At 54.6% G+C, this 21,107-nt stretch carries 16 protein-coding genes and 1 other RNA gene; 11 read left to right on the plus strand and 6 right to left on the minus strand.

Annotated features, from left to right (window positions below; translation table 11 throughout):
• Positions 1-99: 99 nt before the first annotated feature.
• Together LF95_RS15415 and corA are read left to right on the plus strand one after the other, a co-directional pair.
• Positions 100-954: an EF-hand domain-containing protein gene (locus tag LF95_RS15415; protein ID WP_073955905.1), complete on the plus strand. Its 855-nt coding sequence runs from the start codon at positions 100-102 to the stop codon at positions 952-954.
• Positions 955-1,130: 176 nt separating this feature from the next.
• Positions 1,131-2,303: a magnesium/cobalt transporter CorA gene (gene corA, locus LF95_RS15420; protein ID WP_252509784.1), complete on the plus strand. Its 1,173-nt coding sequence runs from the start codon at positions 1,131-1,133 to the stop codon at positions 2,301-2,303.
• On the opposite strand, the gene LF95_RS15425 is transcribed toward corA, so the two are convergent.
• A complete protein-coding gene (locus tag LF95_RS15425) occupies positions 2,281-3,363 on the minus strand; it encodes a GlxA family transcriptional regulator (RefSeq protein ID WP_252509785.1) in 1,083 nt (360 codons plus the stop codon). The genes corA and LF95_RS15425 overlap by 23 nt on opposite strands.
• Before the next feature lie 77 nt (positions 3,364-3,440).
• Here LF95_RS15425 and LF95_RS15430 point away from each other — a divergent pair, with 77 nt between their 5' ends.
• Positions 3,441-4,037 carry a cysteine hydrolase family protein gene (locus tag LF95_RS15430; RefSeq protein ID WP_073955906.1) on the plus strand — a complete coding sequence of 199 codons (597 nt, stop codon included), beginning with the start codon at positions 3,441-3,443 and terminating at the stop codon, positions 4,035-4,037.
• Between the two features lie 60 nt (positions 4,038-4,097).
• Complete coding sequence (locus LF95_RS15435) at positions 4,098-4,721, plus strand: pyridoxamine 5'-phosphate oxidase family protein (protein WP_073955907.1); 624 nt, start codon at positions 4,098-4,100, stop codon at positions 4,719-4,721.
• A gap of 120 nt (positions 4,722-4,841) precedes the next feature.
• On the opposite strand, the gene rnpB is transcribed toward LF95_RS15435, so the two are convergent.
• Positions 4,842-5,243: RNase P RNA component class A (rnpB, locus tag LF95_RS15440), an RNA gene on the minus strand.
• A 172-nt stretch (positions 5,244-5,415) separates the two neighbouring features.
• Here rnpB and LF95_RS15445 point away from each other — a divergent pair.
• Positions 5,416-6,252, plus strand: coding sequence for a substrate-binding periplasmic protein (locus tag LF95_RS15445; protein WP_143182061.1), 837 nt, complete (start codon positions 5,416-5,418; stop codon positions 6,250-6,252).
• Positions 6,253-6,264: 12 nt separating this feature from the next.
• Here LF95_RS15445 and LF95_RS22655 read toward each other — a convergent pair whose 3' ends face one another.
• From LF95_RS22655 to LF95_RS15465, 4 genes are all read right to left on the minus strand, one after another.
• Positions 6,265-7,158 carry an N-acetylmuramoyl-L-alanine amidase gene (locus LF95_RS22655; protein ID WP_083607715.1) on the minus strand — a complete coding sequence of 298 codons (894 nt, stop codon included), beginning with the start codon at positions 7,156-7,158 and terminating at the stop codon, positions 6,265-6,267.
• Positions 7,159-7,163: 5 nt separating this feature from the next.
• Positions 7,164-8,036 (minus strand): DMT family transporter, encoded by an 873-nt coding sequence (locus tag LF95_RS15455; protein WP_073955909.1) that lies wholly within the window; start codon positions 8,034-8,036, stop codon positions 7,164-7,166.
• Between the two features lie 225 nt (positions 8,037-8,261).
• Positions 8,262-10,097: an ATP-binding cassette domain-containing protein gene (locus LF95_RS15460; protein WP_073955910.1), complete on the minus strand. Its 1,836-nt coding sequence runs from the start codon at positions 10,095-10,097 to the stop codon at positions 8,262-8,264.
• A gap of 138 nt (positions 10,098-10,235) precedes the next feature.
• On the minus strand, positions 10,236-11,066 hold the full coding sequence (locus LF95_RS15465; RefSeq protein ID WP_073955911.1) for a TerB family tellurite resistance protein: 831 nt from the start codon (positions 11,064-11,066) through the stop codon (positions 10,236-10,238).
• A gap of 217 nt (positions 11,067-11,283) precedes the next feature.
• Between LF95_RS15465 and LF95_RS15470 the strand changes: the two genes are divergently transcribed.
• The 6 genes from LF95_RS15470 to LF95_RS15495 all read left to right on the plus strand — a co-directional run bounded on the left by LF95_RS15470 (position 11,284) and on the right by LF95_RS15495 (position 20,896).
• Positions 11,284-13,248, plus strand: coding sequence for a methyl-accepting chemotaxis protein (locus tag LF95_RS15470; protein ID WP_073956324.1), 1,965 nt, complete (start codon positions 11,284-11,286; stop codon positions 13,246-13,248).
• Between the two features lie 156 nt (positions 13,249-13,404).
• Positions 13,405-13,914, plus strand: coding sequence for a winged helix DNA-binding protein (locus LF95_RS15475; protein WP_073955912.1), 510 nt, complete (start codon positions 13,405-13,407; stop codon positions 13,912-13,914).
• 348 nt (positions 13,915-14,262) lie between these two features.
• Positions 14,263-15,237 carry a TRAP transporter substrate-binding protein gene (locus tag LF95_RS15480; RefSeq protein WP_073955913.1) on the plus strand — a complete coding sequence of 325 codons (975 nt, stop codon included), beginning with the start codon at positions 14,263-14,265 and terminating at the stop codon, positions 15,235-15,237.
• Positions 15,238-15,359: 122 nt separating this feature from the next.
• Positions 15,360-15,872 (plus strand): TRAP transporter small permease, encoded by a 513-nt coding sequence (locus LF95_RS15485; RefSeq protein ID WP_073955914.1) that lies wholly within the window; start codon positions 15,360-15,362, stop codon positions 15,870-15,872.
• A gap of 12 nt (positions 15,873-15,884) precedes the next feature.
• Positions 15,885-17,183: a TRAP transporter large permease gene (locus LF95_RS15490; RefSeq protein ID WP_073955915.1), complete on the plus strand. Its 1,299-nt coding sequence runs from the start codon at positions 15,885-15,887 to the stop codon at positions 17,181-17,183.
• A 74-nt stretch (positions 17,184-17,257) separates the two neighbouring features.
• Positions 17,258-20,896, plus strand: coding sequence for a hydantoinase B/oxoprolinase family protein (locus LF95_RS15495; RefSeq protein WP_073955916.1), 3,639 nt, complete (start codon positions 17,258-17,260; stop codon positions 20,894-20,896).
• The last annotated feature ends 211 nt before the right edge of the window (positions 20,897-21,107 follow it).

The raw sequence follows: 21,107 nt of genomic DNA on the forward strand, positions 1-21,107 counted from the left end.
CACCACAATGGGGTTTGATGGGATAAAGAACATTTCCGGTGCGCCGGATTTGCCTGTCTGCCATTTTGCGAACCGGAGTCAGTTTTGCAGACAAAGACTATGATCAGGTTAATTGCGGGCCATGTTGCCGTGTTGGGGATGCTTTACGCTGGGCCTGTTTTTGCACAAAGCAGCGCAACAGGCAGTCAAAGCCGGTCGGGCACCAGCAATCATGGTAAAACCCAAACCCAGTCCCAGGGCGGCTATAACGCGATTTCCCCGCAAATGCGCCAGATGTTGCCTGCCCTGATGCAGCAATTGCAAAATAACCCAGCCCTGCTGGAGCAATTTGGCCTGGGCGGATTGGGTGGTTTAAATGGCGGGTTAAACGGCCTTGCTGGAACGGCCCTGGGGCAGGGAAATGGCGATGGCCGTAATGAAATTGGTGCCGGCGGCATTGGCGATATGGGTTTGCCCGCCATTCCCGGTGTCAATGTGCCCAATGTGCCGGGCGCTCAAAATGGGGCTGGCACAGCGGCAAACAACACTGCGGCCGAGGCTGCGCGCAAGGGCGGGCTGGTGGTGCCGCCTTTGCCCGTGCCCGAACAGGTCACAATTTATCGAGGGCAGTATCATCCATCCGATATTAATCAGGATGGCCGGATAGATGCCGATGAAGCCGCCAGTTACGCCGCCTGGATGTTTCGCCGCCACGATATTAATGGCGATAATGTTTTGGTGCTGCGCGAATTTTCGGCGGTCGAGGCCCTGCCCGGATCGGCCGAGGCCAACAGGACCCGCCTGCGCACCGAGGCCCGCCGCCTTGAATTGCTGTTTCCCCAATATGACAGCAATAACGATCAGATGATCGACAAGGCCGAATTCATGGACAAAATCGCCGCCAATTTTGATCAAAAACGTGGTGCCGCCAAGGATATCAGCCCTTTTGTGTTTCAGACCGTTCTGCCATTTTAAGGGGCGCGGTTTAGGCGCGTTTTTCGTATCGGTTGCGGGCGATTTTTGCGGCAGGTTGGCAATTGGTCCGATGCGGCTTATTGTTAAGGAATTGTCACGACAGAAAAGGTGACAAAACCTGTCTTGCAGGTCATACATGGGCCAAATTATCCGGCACGCCAAGACGGAGACCGCACATGGAAAGCAACGAAATCTACGCGCCCGTTCGCACACCAAGCGATACTGACCAGCCGAAAAATACCGACGGCGAGGTTACTCTGTCCGATGCCGAAAAAGACCCGCGTACCGATATCGAAGTCAGCGAACGTCACGTTGAGGCGGAGCTTGCCGCCGCAGATGGCGAAGAAGATATTCATTGTGATGCAGATAGCCTGAACGAAGTTGATGCGGGTAGCCCTGTCGGGGAACCTGCCGCGATTGTCGGAACCAAAATTGTCGCGCCTGGCAAGGCGGGCACGGCTGCTCCGGTCTGGATTGATCTGCTGGAGCCAACAGCCAGCGAGCTGCGCGCGATCGAGGCCCGTTTTGGCATCGAGGTGCCAACCCGCGAGGAAATGCAGGAGATCGAGCTGTCATCCCGGTTATATGATGAAGACGGTGCCCTGTTTATGACCGTCACCATCCTGAACCGGGCCGCGACTGATGACCCGGAAAGCACGGCGGTCACGTTTATTCTGGTTAAAAAAACGCTGATTACCCTGCGTTATGCCGACCCGGTACCATTTAAAACCTATACCCGCCGTGTGAAACGCTCGCCCGGCCTGGCCAGTTCATCGGATGCGGTTTTGCTGGGCCTGCTGGAACAGATTGTCGACCGGCTGGCCGATATTATGGAAATTGCGGTGGCGGATCTGGAAAAAATCTCGAATGCGGTTTTTTCCAAGGAAGGCAACGGATCGGACCAGGATCACCACGAAAACCTGCGTCGCATTGGCCGGGCGGGCAACCTTGCCAGCAAGGCCAAGGACAGCCTGCTTAACCTTAACCGCATGGCGCTGTTTTTAAATACCCAGGCGCGGTTTAAAAAGGATGCCAAAGTTCGCCTGAAAACCCTGTCACGCGATATTGTGTCCATTACCGAACATGCCAATTTCGTCGCCAACAAGGTGACATTCCTGCTGGATGCAACATTGGGCATGATCAACCTTGAACAGAACAATATTATCAAGATTTTCTCGGTCGCGGCGGCGGCCTTTCTGCCGCCGACCCTGATCGCGAGTATTTATGGCATGAACTTTGAGTTCATGCCCGAATTGCACTGGGAATATGGTTATCCGCTGGCAATTGCCTTGATGGTTTTATCGGCCGTTGGGCCGCTTTGGTATTTTAAGCGGAAAGGCTGGCTTTAAAGCGTGCACGGTAGTCGCTTGGGGCAACGCCAAGGTTTTTCATAAACACCCGTCGCATCCGTTCATCATCACCAAACCCGCATAAATCGGCGATTCTTCCGATGGTCAGGTTGCTATTTTCCAGATCGTGGCGCGCGCTTTCCATCCGCATGGCCTCCAGCGCATGGGCCGGGCCTTTGCCGGTTTCACGGGCATAAATGCGCGAAAAGTTGCGTGGGCTCATATTTGCCTGTGCTGCCAGGTCTTCCACGCTCAGGCGCAAATGCAGGTTTTTGCGCATCCAGACATGCAATTCATCAAATCGTCCGCCTTTGTCTGTGCCCTGCTGGCTTAGGGGCTGGCTGAATTGTGATTGTCCGCCGGGGCGCTTGATAAACATGATCAGCCCGCGTGCCACTGCCAGGGCCTGTGCCCGGCCCAAATCCTCCTCGATCATGGCAATTGCCATGTCGATGCCGGTTGTCACCCCGGCCGATGTCCAAACCGGGCCATCACGCACATAAATCGGGTCTGTTTTCACATGGGCATCGGGAAAACGCTGGGCCAAACGCTCACACCAGCGCCAGTGTGTAACAACTTCGCGCCCGGTAAGGTAGCCCGCCTGACCCAGCAAAAAGGCCCCGATGCAAATTGATGCGACCCGCCGTACCCGGTTTTGCTGTGCGACAAGCCAGTTTACCAAGACCGTATCCTGCAGGGCTTCCAGTTTTTCATCGGTTCCCGCGACGATCAGGGTATCGATAGGGTGTTTGGCAATCTCGGTTAGGGCAACCGTGGGCAGGGCAATGCCGGTATCGGTCATAACCGCCCCGCCATCGCACGATGCCAGTACGATGTCGTAAGGTAACGGGTGGCTTTCGAGTTTGGTTTTTGCGGCATTCAGTCCGCAATTTTGGCGGTTATCAGCCAGTAAATTGGCATCGTGAAAGGCCTGCAGCGGCCCGGTCACATCCAACAACACCGAATGCGGTGTTATGACAAAAACGATCCGGCGCTGTTTCATCTTGCGGCCTTTGGCATGTTGCAGGGCATTTGGCATAAAGTAAGGGATGTTTGTCATTTATGCCAGATAGGGATGGCGTAGTTTGTGCGGTGTGGAAATCACCATTTTTAAATTCCCCTGATGGCAGGAAACAAATGACGTCTGATATATTCAAGACCAGCACCAATATCAAAGAACACAATCTTCCCGCCTTGATCCTGATTGACTGGCAAACAGGGTTTCGTGACCTGGATTATTGGGGCCCACGCAATAACCCGGCGGCTGAAGGCAATGCTGAAAGGTTGCTGGCATTTTGGCGGCAACGCGGTGGGATTATTATCCATGTTCGCCATGATTCAACGACACCAGCATCGCCGCTTTTTCCCGGCAAGGCCAGCCATGCCTTTGAGGCATTCGTCACGCCAAAGAAAGGCGAGGTGGTATATGGCAAAAACGTCAATTCCGCCTTCATCGGCACAACATTGGAGGCGGATTTACGTTCGGCCGGACATAACAGGCTGGTGATGTGCGGTATAAGTACAGACCATTGCGTAAACACGACAACGCGGATGGCGGGAAATTTGGGTTTTGAGGTGCAATTGGTATCAGATGCGTGCTTTTGTTTTGACCGTGTCCACCCGGACGGACAGACCATACCCGCACAAATGGTGCATGATGTTCATCTTGCTGGCCTGTCGGGGGAATTTGCCGTGATCGTCACCGCGGATCAGATCATAGAGCAGCAAGGTTAATGCAATTGACTCGCAAGTAATATGGGTGCAATTTGGGCGAAATTTTTACAGGAGGCCGGAATGGCGAAAATTGAAACCCATGATCAATTGCGTAGCATTTACGGCGATCCGATGGAAATTGCGCTGCAAAAAGAACTGTCAGTCCTCGATAAGCATTGCCGCCGTTTTATTGAACTTGCCCCCTTTGCCGTGATTTCATCGGCGAACGAAAAGGGCGAGGGCGATGTAAGCCCGCGCGGCGATGGACCCGGTTTTGTGAAGGTGCTGGATGATAAAACCATCCTGATGCCGGACCGCCCCGGCAACCGCCGTCTTGATACATTATCCAATATTCTGGTGAACCCTCAGGTGGGTTTGCTGTTTATGGTGCCGGGCATGAATGAAACCCTGCGCCTTAACGGCACGGCAGAACTGCATGATGATGCCGACCTGCTTGCGCTGTTTGCCGATACCGGCAAGCTGCCGATTTCCGTTATAAAAATTACGGTTCGCGAAGCCTATCTGCATTGTGCCAAATCATTGATGCGCTCGCGCCTGTGGCAGGCGGACGCCCAAATTGATCGTAAATCCTTCCCGACACTGGGGGCGATCATCAAGGATCAGCTTTCGCTGGAGGGTGGTGAGGAAACAACCCAGGAAGAAGCGGACGCTTATTTCGCCAAGTCTATTGCCGAAAAAGGCTAGGACTTTTCGCCATTACCGCGAGACATTTGGCCCGGTATTGAAAGATGCCGGGTTTTTGCTGTCTGACAGGTTTGTAGAATATGTGCCGGTTCAGGCCTGTTTGCACGGGGATAGGGAAGAAATACCAGATGGCCTGTAAGCCGGGTTCTGTCCCTGCGGCGAACCGCATTGTATGGCCATTCATCTGGGACATTCGTCACCGAATGCCTCCTGCAACCAACCCGAATGGTGGCCCGAAAACCGACCTGCCGACAGCGGCGAACCGCCCGGCCGACCATTCCTATTAGGTTTTGCTCCCGGTGGGGTTTACCATGCGTCCCGCGTTACCTAAGGACCGGTGCGCTCTTACCGCACCCTTTCACCCTTGCCCGATGGCTTGCGCGATCGGGCGGTTTGCTTTCTGTGGCACTTTCCCTGGGGTCGCCCCCGCCAGACGTTATCTGGCACCGTGTTTCCGTGGAGCCCGGACTTTCCTCCCCTTCCTGCGTTGCCACAAGAAAGGGCGACCATCCAGCCATCTGGTGGGCGCGGTTTACGCTAGCCCGCCAGTAAGGTCAAGCAAAAGCAGTATCTCGGGCATGGATTGAAAGCCGGTTGGCCGTCCACAATTAAGTCTGTTTGCCTCTTGAAAAATGGCGGCCTTAATTACTACTTAAGGATAGTAATTAACATACCTTTTCGCCGGATGATTTTTATGTTCAAGGTGCATTGGCGCCAGCTTTGTTTCTGTTTTTTTGTTGTGACTGTTGTGGGGCTGCCATTGGCGCAGTCCCGGGCAGGGGCGGAAGCGGTGCGACTATGCTTCACCCGCTGGGAACCTTATGCCTACGATAATGGCGACGGTCATGGGCCGACAGGGTTGGCTATTGATATTGCCAGGCGGGCCTTTGAACTTTCAGGGCGCGAGGTGACATTTGTTCAAATGCCCCATTCACGCTGTCACATCGGTATTCGTTTGGGTCTTTATGATGGCATCCTGTTTGAAAGCCTGAAAGAAAAACCGGTTGAGAAACTGGTGACCTCGCGTTTTGCCCTGATAAACCGGGTACTGGTTGCCGTGGTGCGCGACAGTTATCCTCACACCCGTTATCGCGGTCTTGACACATTTGAAGGGGCAAACTGGCTGCGTATTGTTGGGGATGATTACCCGGAAAAGATCATTAATGATCCGGATATGTATCCGGTTGATGTGGGTGAAAATGCCCACGGCCTGTTGATGTTGCGCCGAAACTATGTGGATGTCGTGTTTCGCGATCTGGCCAGCCTGCATTTTGGTGCCGATGCCGTTAAGGGGGCGACAGGGTTAAAGACGCTGTTACCTGCGGTGGATGTTGAACCCTTTTATATGCGGCTGGAAGAACGGTTGGCCCCGGTGATGCAGGCGTATGACGATGCCACCGCCAAGATGTTGTCGGATGGCAGCATTGATCGCCTGTTTTACAAGCATCTTGGTTTTAGCCAAATCGCCTTTAACCACTATTTTTCCGGTACGGACACGCCGGTTTTACCGCAGGACCGTTTAATGCCATAAGGTCTGTTCGGTTCAAGCCGTCGGCGGGCACTGGGCAATCAGGTCTTTTAAGATGGCAATGCTTTGCGCATCGGCATGCCCATTCAGGCAGGAAGGCCGCCAATGCCTTTGAAAGGCAACACGGTTATGGATCGGGTCGCCGGGGCCATAGCCAAATTGCAATAGCAGGCTGTCAAACAGGGCTTCGCAATCCGTATGTTCATGCTTTGACGAGGTTGCATCCTCCGCAGGGTTTGGCCTGTGGGTGCCTGCATCGCTCTCTGACAGGGCAGCGGTATTTTGCGGCGGGTAGTGTTCGCCTGCGGCAATGGCCGTGCTTACCTGATCGTCATGATAGGTGCTTTGATCGGTATTTTCGGCGGTTTTTTCCGTTTTGGATGGCGGGTTTATCGCTTCTTCGTCCGGCCAGAGGCCAATGCCTTCGGCGGCAAGTTGCTGCCAGGGGAAAAGCTCGCCCGGGTCTTCCTTGCGGTCCGGTGCCATGTCGGAATGGGCAATGATGTGATGGGCGGGAATATCGTGGCGCGCCAAAATGGCCTTGCACAGGGCCTTGAGCGCATCGATCTGTTGCACGGCAAAGGGCCGATAGCCAAATTCATGGCCGGGATTGACAATTTCAATGCCAATGGAGCGTGAATTGACATCAGAGCATCCGCGCCATTGGCCGCGTCCGGCATGCCATGCGCGTTTGGTTTCGGCAACAAGCTGATAGATACAGCCATCTTCCTCGATCATGTAGTGGGCGGAAACCTGGGAGGCCGGGTCACACATGCGCTCAAGGGCCATTTCACCGCTGGGCATGCCGGTATAATGCAATACCAGCATGTCAATTGTGCTATCGGCAGGGCGTTCGCCAAAATTGGGCGAGGGGTGCCATATAATGGGCAGTTCCTGCGATCCCGGCATTGTGTTTAATCCATTCCCTGTTCCTGGTTCTGTGGTGGTTTGCGAAACATGATCACGCCAACACCGGCCAGAACGGTTAACCCACCAATGATTTTAAACGTACTGATGCTTTCCCCGAATACCAGAATTGATCCCGTTACACTGATCACGGGGGCCAAAAGTGACCAGGGCACCACCTGGTTCACATCATATGTCTTGAGCAGATAATACCACGACCCGTACGCTACGATAGACGACATAAAAACGGTGAAGCTTAAATTTGCCCAGGCAACCCAGCTTGCATTTATAACGGCGTGCACCGCGCCCGGTTCCAGAAAAAATGACAAAACCAGCAATTGCGGTGCGGCCATCAGGCCCATCCAGCCATTCAGCTCGAAGGTGTTGATGTCGCCCAGTTTTTTGATCAACACATTGGCAACCGCCCACATCAGGGCGGCAAACACCACCAGCAGCAGCGGCAGTTTAAGGTCGGTCATTGTCGGGTCCCAGAACATCAGGGTCACACCAACAAAGGCTAGCGTCATGCCCAGCAGGCGTTTCCAGCCCAGCCGGTCATTGAAGAAATAGGTCGCGAGCATGGATGAAAACGGCACACCCAGCAAAACGATGATGGCGACCGGCCCGGCATCCAGCATGGAAAGGGCGCAAAACAGCACGCCAAAATGCCCGGTGCCAAACACGACGGACAGCAGCGCCAGTTTTGGCAGTTTATCGCGTGGCACCTTGGTAAACGGAACCAGCAGGGCTGCAACCGCAAGAAAGCGAATGGCCGTGAGCATGATGGGTGGAATTTCGCCAACCGCGCCTTTGACGGTCAGCATGTTGATGCCCCAGATAATGGCGACAGAAAGCGATAAAAGTGTGGCTTTTAGGGGCATGAAACAACCTGAAATTCAAAGGGGTGCGACCTGCCAGGCAACTGTCGCAATGAAACTTCTGGTCGTCATGGTTACGTGTTTGTTTTGAATCACTCAAGCTTATTGCGTGACGGGCACCAATGCACAAATGTGCAGGCTGTCTTTGCTGCAAAATGATTTAACGCATTAAAAAAGGAAGCCACATTTGTGCAGCTTCCCTTTTTATATAAACATTTTTAGGTGGGGTTATTCGATCCCCAGTTCCTCGCGCAGCATTTCAAGTTCCAGCCAGCGTTCTTCGGCCTTTTCAATTTCGCGGCGTGCCGCTTCCATGCGGTCCAGCTTTTTCTGGAAGGCCGCCGGGTCCGATGTAAACAGGCTGCCATCGGCCAGGTCCGCTTCCAGTTGGGTAACTTCCCCTTCCAGCTTTTCGATGGTGGCGGGCAGCATGTCGTAATCGCGCTGGTCCTTATAGCTGAGTTTACCCTTGGCTTTGGGCTTGGCTGGGGTCGCATTGCCCGTTTTGCTACCGCCGCGTTTAATCGGTTTGGTGTTTGAGGGGCCATTGTCAGCCTCGGCCTTGGCCGAAAGTTTGCGCAAATGCACATAATCCGAATAGCCACCGGGATATTCGGTGGCAATGCCATTGCCTTCCATCACGATGGAGGATGTCACAACCCGATCGAGAAAATCACGATCATGACTGACCAGAAGCAGCGTGCCTTCGTATTCCGACAGCATTTCCTGCAACAGATCCAGCGTATCCATATCCAGATCGTTGGTCGGTTCGTCCATGATCAGAAGGTTGGTGGGTTTCGCCAGTTCCTTTGCCAGCAGCAAACGGTTGCGCTCCCCGCCCGAAAGGGCCCCCACCGGGCTTCTGGCCTGTTTTTCGTCAAACAGGAAATCGCGCAGATAGCTGACCACATGGCGCGGGGTACCGCGCACCATCACCTGGTCACCGCCTACATCGCACAGGGTATCCCACAGGGTTTTGGTATCATCCAGGGCGGCGCGTTTCTGGTCAAAATAGGTTGGCGTCAGGTTGGTGCCAATTTTAACCGTGCCTTCATCGGGCGCGGTCTGCCCGGTCAGGATTTTAAGCAGCGTGGTTTTACCCGCCCCGTTTGGCCCGATAATACCGACTTTATCGCCGCGCAAAATGCGGGTGGAAAAGCCCGAAATGATGTGTTTGTCATCCCAGGATTTGCCAATATCGGTCGCCTCGATCACGACCTTGCCCGACGTGCTGCCGGTTTCGGATGCCAGCGACACATTGCCAATCCGCCCCACCTGTTGCGAGCGTTCATGGCGCATTTCATACAGGCGGCGCAGGCGGCCCTGGTTGCGTTTGCGCCGGGCGGTAATGCCCTGCACGGCCCAAACCGATTCCTGGGCAATCAGTTTATCCAGCTTGGCGCGTTCTTCGGCTTCCTTGCGGTAAACTTCTTCCGACCAGTCATCAAACTGGGCAAAGCTCTGGTCATTGCGGCGCAATACCCCGCGATCCAGCCACAGCACACCATTGGAAATGGCATTCAAAAAGGCGCGGTCATGCGAAATCACCACAACAGCCCCGCGAAACGCCTTGATCTCGCTTTCCAGCCATTCAATCGTTGGCAGATCCAGATGGTTGGTCGGTTCGTCCAGCAACAGGACTTGCGGGTCGGCAATCAGGGCACGGGCAATGGCGGTTCGGCGACCTTCACCGCCCGACAGGGTATTGGGGTCCGCCTTGGGGTCAATCTTGACGGCATCCAGCAGCATATCCGCCCGGTAGGCGTAATCCTGCTCATGGTCCTCAAGCGCGCTTAGAACGTAATCCTCGACCGTGGCGTAATCGCCAAAACGCGGTTCCTGGGCCAGATAGGCGACCTTGCAGCCGGGCTGAACAAAGCGTTCGCCGCCATCGGCCTCGATTTCACCGGCGATAATTTTTAACAGCGTGGATTTCCCCCCGCCATTGCGGCCGACCAGGCACAACCTGTCGCGTTCGCCAATGGCAACCGACACGTCGGAAAACAGGTCATTGCCGCCAAATGTCAGGCGGATGTCGTTAATATTGATCAGCGGTGGCGCCATGAAAACCTAAAACCCCGAAAACGGTAAATGTGTTGCCCCCTGCAAACCGCAAAATGCGCTGCGGTGCAAGCGAAATCATATCGTGTGATCAAGCCACAGCAATGCGCCCAAGTCGCAAAAAGCCAACATGCAGGAAGACTAAATATGGCGTTCCTTGCAAATCTGGTCCCAGGCGGCGTTGATACGGGCCATTTTTTCGTTCGCCTGTTCAACAAATTCCTCGGGCATACCCTTTGCCATCAAAAGGTCCGGGTGGTTTTCGCGCGACAGCTTGCGATGTGCTGCCTTAAGCTCTTCATTGCTGGCAGATCGGGTCAGGCCCAGTTGTTTATACGGGTCCTGTTCGCTGCGCGGGGCGGTGCTGCCCTGGTGAACACGGTCAAAGTCAACATCTTCAAAGCCGAAAATCATCGCAACCTTGCGCAGATATTCCTTTTCTGCCGGGTGCAGTGTGCCATCGGCCAGGGCAATCTGATGCAGGGCTTCAAGGATGCTTTCCAGAACCGCACGTTCACCGGCAAACATTTGTGCAATTTGTTGGGCATAGGGTTCGTATCCATCGGGCGAACGGCGGGCAGCATCGAAAATTTGGCCGACCTGGGCGGCATCCGGGCCGGTAACGCGAAACAGGCGTTTAAACGCGTCAATTTCTTCGCGGGTGACGGTACCATCGGCCTTGGCCATTTTGGCCGACAATACGATAACGCCAGTGGCAAAGGCGACCTGGCGTGGGTCTGCTCCGCCAAACTGACCACTAAATTGCCCGCCATATTGCCCCGTGCGCTGCCCCCACGGATTGCCGCCACTATGCTGGCCCCAGGGCCCACCCGATGAAATGCGTTCCTGGCTGAAATCGCCATCGTTGGCCTTGTCCACCATATGGCCCGCCGCGGCACCCAAAATGGCCCCCAGCGGTCCGCCCAGGGCAAAGCCTGCTGCGCCGCCAATGATTTTGCCCCAGATGCTCATGGTTTCAGTGCTCCGATTGTCAAAAGGCGGTGCAACGAAACACGGCGCCGGATTGGTTAAAGTTGCTCCAGAAATAGGGTAATACTTCTGTATCGGCAAGGGTTGGTCATTTCGAGAATTGTTTGGCAGTTATTTCGCACGATTACATTGAAACGGCGCGGGTGGATACCAACCTAAGGATAGGTATTATCCTTAGGTATTGGTGTGGCGTGCTTTTATGCAATTTCTGTCAAAATTCCGGCTTATTTACCAAATTTCTCTGATCGGGGCGATTGCGCTTGTTGTTTTTGCGTTTGTCGCCATCGGACAGTTTGTTTCCAACCAGTCCCGTCAGGTGGCCGAGCAGGCGGCTCAGATCGCGACAGAAAATCGGCAAATGATTGGCGAGGTTTCGCTGGAGTTTTTAAATGCACGCCGCCGGGAAAAAGATTTTCTGCTGCGCCGGGATGAGGAATATGTCGATCTGCATGGGGCCACGGTTTCCAGTGTTATTGATGGGTTGAACTATTTGCATGCCCGTCCGGAAATGTCGGCTGACCGCGCTACCATCAACCAAATTCGCGATCTTTTTCAGAGCTATGCCAAGGCTTTTGGCGAGGTTGTCGTCTTGCAACGCGATATTGGTCTGGACGAAAAAAGCGGATTGATGGGGAAGTTGCGTTCCTCGGTTCACGCTGTTGAAAGCGATTTGAAAAAATACGATGCCGACAAACTGACAGTCCTGATGTTGATGATGCGACGGCACGAGAAGGATTTTCTTGCCCGGCTGGACCGTAAATATCTTGCCGAAATACAACAGCGTCTTGCGGAATTTAAAACGGCCCTGTCGATCAATAATGACATCCCGGCAGCGGATAAAACCCGTTTGTTGCAATTGATGACGTCTTATATTGCCGACTTTACGAACGTTGCAGATGCCATTTCACAGCGTGAAGAAAAACTCTTGCTTTTGAGCGATTATTTTAGCGCGGCAGAGCCGCTGTTGGCTTCATTGACCGCCAAGGTTGATGCCTACGCAAATGCTCAGCGCGCGGATGCCAAAATTATCGCCAAAAATAGTCTTCATTTCAGTATTTTTGCCTTTGTCGCAGGGGCCGTTGTTCTGCTTGTCATGTCAGTTTTGCTGTCTCGCGGGATTGTGTCGGCTATTACGGCGCTGACAGGGAAGATGACCCGCCTTGCTCACAACGATTTTGATGTGGACCTGTCCGAAGCCAGCCGGAAGGACGAAATTGGCGAAATGGGCCGGGCCGTCATGGTGTTTCGTGAAAACGGCATTGAACGCGTTAAACTGGAGGCAGAGCAGGCCCGCCAGCAGGAAGAACGCCGCATTCGTATGGAAAAACAGGAGCAGAATATCCTCGAATTTGATGCAGTTGTGGTCAATGTCATGGCAACTGTAGAGGAGGCGGTTCAAAGGTTGCATGGCTCGTCTGCCGTGTTGCGCGGCAGTGCTGAAACGTCGTCGCGTCAGTCAATGGTCGTGTCCTCCGGGGCTGAGGAAGCCTCGGCAAATGTGCAGCTGGTGGCAACGGCCGCCACCGAGCTTGCCGCTTCAATCAATGAAATTTCCAGTCAGGTTAGCGATACCTCGAATATGGCTGTTGCAGCATCCGAACGAGCCCGTGCCACCAGCAATAATATCCAGCGTCTGGATGATGCGGCCGTGCATATTGGCGAGGTGATTGGCCTGATTAGCGACATTGCAGCGCAAACCAATCTTTTGGCATTAAATGCCACGATCGAGGCGGCCCGTGCCGGTGATGCCGGAAAAGGGTTTGCCGTGGTTGCCGGTGAGGTCAAAAATCTTGCCACCCAAACTGGCCGGGCGACCCAGGAAATTACCAATCAGGTGACGGGTATTCAGGGCGCAACCCGTGATGCGGTTACCGCAATAGAAGAAATTGTTGGCATGATTGCCGAAATCAGCCAGCGCGCCTCTGCCGTGGCCGCCGCGATTGAGGAGCAGACTGCTGCAACCAGCGAAATTTCCCAGAATGTGGAGCAAGCCGCCGTTGGCACCGAAGAAATTTCGGCGGCCATGACCGGATTAAGCGGGGCTGTTGCCGATACAAACAGTGCGGCTGGCGATGTTAGTCGTTCAGCCACCGATCTGGGGCGGGAAAATAGCCAGTTGCAGCAGGAGGTACATAGCTTCCTTGACAGGATGCGGGCGCTTTGATGACAAAACGTTGGTAACTGTGGGGTGAACGGGCTTGTTAATGGCGGTGTTTTTGCAATAAAGTAACGGTAAACCGTTATATTTTTGATCTGGATGGTGAGATGTCCGTTCTATGTTTCGGTTAAGTGCGTCAAAAAAATAACTGGAACGTCTAATATGACCGAAAAACAGCGTATTGTTTCTTCCTCGCACCTGGTGTCCGACCGTGCAGCCGAGCTGTCCGAGCTGGAATTTGCCCTGATTCTATCGGGCAATGCCTTTAACCGCTGGGTTGTGCGCTGTATGCGGGCAGCCGGGATGCCTGACCTTTCCATTCTTGATATTCTGGTTCTGCATAATGTGAATTCGCGCGAACGGGAAAAAAGCCTGTCGGAAGTGTGCTTTGTCCTAAATGTCGAAGACAGCCATCTGGTGAATTATGCCCTGAAAAAACTGCGCAAGCAGGGGCTGGTAGATGGCATCAAGCGGGGCAAGGAAGTGCATTATGCCACCTCGAAGGAAGGCCGCGAGCTGTGCCAGCGTTATCGCGAAGTGCGGGAAGCCTGCTTGATTGAAACCTTTGAGCGCCTGGGGGTTAATCGCGACGAGGTGGGCGATGTTGCCAAAACCCTGCGCGCCATTTCTGGTGTGTATGACCAGGCCTCGCGCGCGGCAAGTGCAATGTAGGCGGGCGGCGTCGGTGGTGATGGTGGTCGTTTTGCGCGATTATACCCTGTGAAATGAACAGAAAAGCAAACAGGCCGAGTCTTTAATCATTCCAGTTTTATGAACATAAAAACGGCAGCTTTCCTAGCGGGAAGCTGCCATTTTTTTGTCTTGTCTCTGTCTATTTTCGATCAGCGTCACGTTATAGGCACCGTTTTTCAACTCGTTAGAGCGGGCAATCGATGCGTAAAAAAAACAGCATCCAGTTTTTTGCATGACTGTTATGAAAGTACGTTGACAAATTGACGATAAAATGTAACCGTTTTGTTGGAAGGCTAAATTGAAAACAAAAAACGGGAGACTGATAAAATGTTGAAAAAGGCGTTTTCGGCTGTTGCCATCGCGGCGATGACCTTTTCGGCGGGGGCTGCAATGGCTGCCGATAAGTGGGATATGGCAACCCCTTATCCGGATGCGACATTCCATACCCAGAACATTATGGAATTTGCCAAGGACGTGGAAGCCGCGACCAATGGTGAATTGGCGATTACCGTGCATTCGGGTGGATCACTGTTCAAACATGCCGAAATCAAACGGTCGGTTCAGCGTGGTCTGGTGCCGATTGGCGAAGTGCTGATTTCGCTTCTGGCCAATGAAGACCCGGTTTACACCGTTGATGCCATCCCGTTTTTGGCAACCAGCTATGACGATGCCAAAAAACTGTGGGATGTTTCGCGCACAACGATCGAAGAAAAGCTGGCAAAAGACGGTTTGAAAGTGCTTTACGCCGTTCCGTGGCCAGCCCAGGGCCTTTATACCGCCAAGGAAGTCAATTCGGTTGAGGACCTCAAGGGGCTTAAGTTCCGTGCTTATAATGCCACCACCTCGCAACTTGCCGAATTGACCGGCATGGTCGCAACCCAGGTGGAAGTGCCCGAAATTCCGACCGCCTTTGCCACCGGCATTGTCGAAGCGATGATGACCTCGCCCTCGACCGGGGCGAATTCCAAGGCCTGGGACTTTGTAGATAATTTCTATGATGTGCAGGCATGGTTGCCCAAAAACATGGTGATCGTGAATGCCAAGTCCTTTGATCGCCTGTCGCCCGATGTGCAGAAAGCCGTGATGGATGCCGCCGCCAAGGCCGAAGAACGCGGCTGGAAAATGAGCATGGACGAAGCTGAAGCCAAAAAGGCGATCCTTAAGGAAAACGGCATGAATGTTGCCGCGCCCAGTGCCGAATTGAAGGCGGGCCTTGCCAAGGTTGGCGATGAAATGGTGGCCGATTGGCTCAAGAAAACCGGCGATACCGGCCAGGCCATTATCGACGCTTACAAGAAGTAATATCCTCTTTGCATTGTCCGGGGCACCCGTTATTGGCGGCCCCGGACAATTCATACGTCAAAAAATGATATTCTGTATCTCGCTATCAACCACCGGCCTGGCCGGGTGGAAAGGGGATCACTGTGCGTAAATCACTGGATATTCTTTTTAAGGTAACGTCGGTTTTGGCTGCTGTGTTTCTGGTGATGATCGCAGTGCTGATTCTTTCCCAGTCAATCGGGCGTTTGTTTGGCCATGTTATTCCCGATGCCAATGAATTGTCGGGTTTTTCACTGGCGGCCGGCATGTTTCTGGCCCTGGGGCCTGCGCTGCGGCATGGGGCGCATATTCGGGTTTTGCTGGTTGTCGGGCAGTTATCGGGTGTGCCGCGCCGCATCATGGACCTGATCACGCTGGCTTTTGCGGTGTTTCTGGCCGGTTATTTTACCTGGTGGATGGGGGTTTTGGCCCAGGAAAGTTTTTCCTATGGCGATGCTTCGCCGGGGGTTTTGGCCTTTCCGCTCTGGATTCCGCAAACCGCAATGACCTTTGGTCTGGGTATGCTCACGTTGGCCCTGGTCGAAGGCTTTATTGATACGCTTTGGGGTCGCGCCACCGTGTTTGCCGACCGCGAAACCAGCGACATGACGGAATAAGGGGTAGGTCATATGGAAGTTCTTGAAATCGGCCTGGTCCTGATGGCGCTGCTGTTCCTGTTTTTGGGCGCTGGGCTTTGGGTGGCATTGTCGCTGTTTGCTATTGGCATTATTGGTCTTGAGTTTTTTTCCGGCGCACAAACCGGCCCGGTTATGGCAACCACCGCCTGGAGCAGCATTGCCACCTGGTCGCTGGCCCCGCTGCCGCTGTTTATCTGGATGGGCGAAATCCTGTTTCGATCCCGCCTGTCCGAGGACATGTTTACCGGCCTGGCACCGTGGTTAAATCGCCTGCCGGGGCGTCTGTTGCATGTCAATATTCTGGGCTGCGGTATCTTTGCGGCTGTTTCCGGCTCCTCTGCGGCAACGGCGGCCACCATTGGCCGCATGTCGATCCCCGAATTGCGCAAGCAGGGCTATGCTGACAAGCTGATTTTGGGCACCCTGGCCGGGTCCGGCACGCTGGGCCTGCTTATTCCGCCGTCGATCATTCTGATTGTCTATGGTGTGTCCGCCGAGCTGTCGATTGCGCGTTTGTTCATCGCTGGTGTCTTGCCCGGTATCATGCTGATCGTGCTGTTTATGGGCTTTGTCATGATATGGTCCACCATCCATAAGGACAAAATGCCCCCCGCAGCACCCAGCATTCCCTTTATGGACAAGGTGCGGGCATCGGGCCGCCTTATTCCGGTTATTTTGCTGATCACGGCCGTGATTGGCTCGATCTATGGCGGCATTGCCACCCCGACCGAGGCAGCGGCCTTTGGTGTGGTCGGCGCGCTGATCCTGTCCGCCTTCAGTCGCACATTAAGCTGGGCCAGCTTTGTCGATGGCCTGATGGGCGCAACCCGCACCTCCTGCATGATCTGTTTTATTCTTGCCGGTGCCTCGATCCTGACGGTGGCGATGGGTTTTACCGGTATTCCGCGCGAACTTGCCGGGCTGATTTCGGATATGCACCTATCGCCCTACGCGCTTTTGGCGATGTTAACCCTGTTTTTCATCGTCATGGGCTGTTTCCTTGATGGCATTTCGGTGGTTGTGCTGACAACCTCGGTCATTTTGCCGATGGTGCAGGCTGCCAATATCGATGCTCTGTGGTTTGGCATCTATCTGGTGCTGGTGGTTGAAATGTCGCAAATCACCCCGCCGGTTGGCTTTAACCTGTTTGTTTTGCAGGGGCTGACGGGCAAGAACCTGTTTTCCATCGCCGTTGCGGCGCTGCCATTTTTCTTTTTGCTGATGGCCGCTGTGGCGCTGATCACAATTTTCCCCGGCATTGCCACCTGGCTGCCGACGCAAATGAACTAGGCAATGTGCGGCTGGCATTGCCGGTCCCATTGTCCCGCTATTTCTGAATTTCGGATGCTGAAGGAGTAAGCATCATGGCTTCGCCTGATAAAAATACATCGCAAACCAACACGGCCGATACGGCCAAGTGGCAGTTCTGGGTGGACCGTGGCGGCACCTTTACCGACATCGTTGCCCGCAAACCCGATGGCTCGCTGGTAACGCACAAGCTGCTGTCGGAAAACCCGGAACGCTACAAGGATGCCGCCATTCAGGGCATTCGCGATCTGTTGGAAGTCGCCGATGACGAAACCATCCCGGCGGAAAAAATTGAAGCGGTGAAAATGGGCACCACCGTTGCCACCAATGCGCTTTTGGAACGCAAGGGCGACCGCACGGTGCTGGTGACAACCACGGGCTTTCGCGATGCCCTGCGTATTGCCTATCAAAACCGTCCGCGCCTGTTTGACCGCAACATCAAGCTGCCTGAAAGCCTGTATGAACGGGTGATTGAGGCAGCGGAGCGTTTTAACGCAAATGGCGAGGAACTGACCCCGCTGGACCGGGACCAGTTGCGCACCGACCTGCAAGCCGCCTTTGATGATGGCATTCGGGCCTGTGCGATTGTCTTTATGCACGGCTATCGCTACAGCGCACACGAGCTGGCCGCTGCCGAAATCGCCCGGGATATCGGCTTTACCCAGGTCTCCGTCAGCCACGAAGTCAGCCCGTTAATGAAGCTGGTTTCGCGGGGTGATACCACGGTGGTGGATGCGTATCTTTCGCCCATTCTGCGCCGTTATGTGGACCAGGTGGCAGGCGAACTGGGTGGCGTGAAGCTGATGTTCATGCAGTCCAATGGCGGGCTGACCGATGCCTCCAAATTTCAGGGCAAGGATGCCATTCTCTCCGGTCCGGCGGGCGGTGTTGTTGGCATGGTGCGCACGGCCGAAATGGATGGCTTTAAGCAGGTCATCGGGTTCGATATGGGCGGCACCTCGACCGACGTTTCGCATTATGACGGCGAATATGAACGCGACTTTGAAACCCAGGTCGCCGGGGTGCGCATGCGTGCGCCAATGATGAAAATCCACACCGTTGCCGCCGGTGGCGGGTCGATCCTGCATTTTGATGGCGCGCGTTTCCGTGTGGGCCCCGATAGCGCCGGTGCCAATCCTGGCCCGGCGGCCTATCGCCGGGGCGGGCCGCTGGCCGTGACCGACATCAATGTGATGCTGGGCAAGGTCCAGCCCGATTTCTTCCCGCCGGTTTTTGGCCCCGAAGGTAACGAACCGTTGGATGACGCAGCGGTCAAATCCCTCTTTGCCGAAATGGCCGCCAAAATTAAGGCCGATACCGGCAATGACATGACCAGCGAAGAAGTCGCCGAAGGCTTTTTGCGTATTGCCGTTGAAAACATGGCCAATGCGATTAAGCAGATTTCGGTGCAACGTGGTTACGATGTGTCGGATTATATCCTGCAATGCTTTGGCGGGGCCGGCGGGCAGCATGCCTGCCAGGTGGCAGATACGCTGGGCATGACCCGTGTTTTTGTTCATCCCTTCGCCGGTGTTCTCTCGGCCTATGGCATGGGTTTGGCCGATATTCGGGCGATGCGCGAACAGGCGGTTGAAGCCCGCCTTAAAACCGAAGAACTGGCAAATCTGGACCAGCAGCTTGACAAGCTCGGTGTGGAAGCTCGTGGGGAATTGCATGAACAGGGCATTGGTGATGATAAAATCCGCCTGCTGAAAAAACTGCATCTGCGTTATGACGGCACCGATAACCCGCTGATCGTTGATTTTGGCACGGCGGACGAAATCAAGGCCCAGTTTGAAGACCAGCACAAACAGCGTTATGGCTTTGTGATGGAAGAAAAACCCCTGGTGGTCGAGGCTGTGGCCGTTGAAGCCATTGGCGAAACCGAAAGCCTGCCCGATGCCGAAGCCGTGGATGACAGCGACGCATCGGTCAACGCGCTTGCCACCCGCCGTGTGGTTTTTGGCGGCGAGGCGCATGAGACACCGTTCTATAAACGCGAAGACATGAAGCCGGGTGCGGTTGTGACCGGCCCTGCCGTGGTTGTTGAGCCGGTGGGCACCACGGTGATTGATCCGGGCTGGGAAGCCAAAGTCAATGGCCGCGATCATTTGGTCCTGACCCGTGTGGTGCCATTAAAACGGACCGAGGCGATTGGCACCGAGGCTGACCCGGTGATGCTGGAAGTGTTCAACAATCTGTTCATGAATATTGCCGAACAGATGGGTGTGACGCTCGCCAATACCTCCTATTCGGTCAATATCAAGGAACGGCTCGATTTCTCCTGCGCGCTGTTTGACCAGCAGGGCCTGCTCATTGCCAATGCCCCGCATATGCCGGTGCATCTGGGTTCGATGGGGGAATCTGTTCAGGCGGTGATGACCAAAAACGCCGGTCAGATGAAACCGGGCGATGTGTATATCCTGAACGATCCCTATAATGGCGGTACGCATTTGCCGGACATTACCGCGATTACGCCGGTGTTTGATGATGCGGGCAAGGATATTCTGTTCTATGTCGCCTCGCGCGGGCACCATGCCGATGTTGGCGGGATCACGCCGGGTTCGATGCCGCCCAATTCACGGGTGCTGGAGGAAGAAGGCGTTCTGATCGACAATTTCAAACTGGTCGATCAGGGCAAGTTCGATGAAGCCGGGCTGCGCGCCCTGCTCGAAGGGGCGACCTATCCGGCACGTAACCCCTATCAGAATATTGCCGACCTGCAGGCCCAGATCGCAGCCAATGAAAAGGGCGTACAGGAACTGCGCAAGATGGTCGATCATTTCGGTCTTGAAGTGGTTCATGCCTATATGAAACACGTTCAGGACAATGCCGAAGAAAGTGTCCGCCGTGTGCTGGAAGGGTTGAATGACGGTGAATTTGCCTATGAAATGGATAACGGGGCCGTTGTCCGTGTCAAAGTCACCATCGACAAGGCAAACCGTTCCGCCACGGTGGATTTCACCGGTACCTCCAGCCAGCTGGATAACAACTTCAACGCGCCGTCTGCGGTCACGCGCGCGGCGGTGTTGTATGTGTTCAGAACGCTGGTCGATGATGATATTCCGCTTAATGCGGGCTGCCTGAAGCCGGTAAACCTGATTGTGCCGGAAGGCTCGATGCTCAACCCCGTGCATCCCGCTGCCGTGGTGGCCGGGAATGTTGAAACCAGCCAGCATGTCACCGATGCCCTTTATGCCGCCCTTGGCACCATGTCGGGCGCGCAGGGCACGATGAACAACTTCACCTATGGCAATGACCAGCATCAATATTACGAAACCATCTGTGGTGGCACGGGGGCAGGTCCGGGCTATAACGGCACGTCGGGTGTGCATACCCACATGACCAATTCACGCCTGACCGACCCCGAAGTGCTGGAATGGCGCTTCCCGGTCTTGCTCGAAAGTTTTGGCATCCGCACCGGGTCGGGCGGCGATGGTGAATTCAAGGGCGGGGACGGCACGGTACGTCGCATCCGCTTCCTTGAAAAAATGACGGCATCCATCCTGTCCAACCACCGTCGCGTCCCCGGTCAGGCCGTGGCAGGCGGCGAACCGGGCAAACTCGGCCGCAACGCGGTGGAACGCACCGATGGCACCGTTATCGAGCTTAAAGGCACCGACGGCACCGAAATGAATCCGGGTGATGTTTTCATCATCGAAACCCCGGGTGGTGGGGGCTACGGTAAGGCCTAAGCCTTACCTTGGCTGCTGCCAATGCGCATGCAATAACCGGGCTGTAAAGGAATGCAGCCCGGTTATTGATGACGTTTCTGCAATCTTATCCGCCGTCCGGGAAACCGGGCGGTTTTTTCGTTTGGTAAGGCAAACCTTTTTGATGTTGTGTCTGTCAACTTTGCCCGGGCTAGTAGCTATATGCGCAATGCAATATTGTGAAACCAAAATG

Source organism: Thalassospira sp. TSL5-1, from assembly GCF_001907695.1.
GTDB lineage: Bacteria > Pseudomonadota > Alphaproteobacteria > Rhodospirillales > Thalassospiraceae > Thalassospira.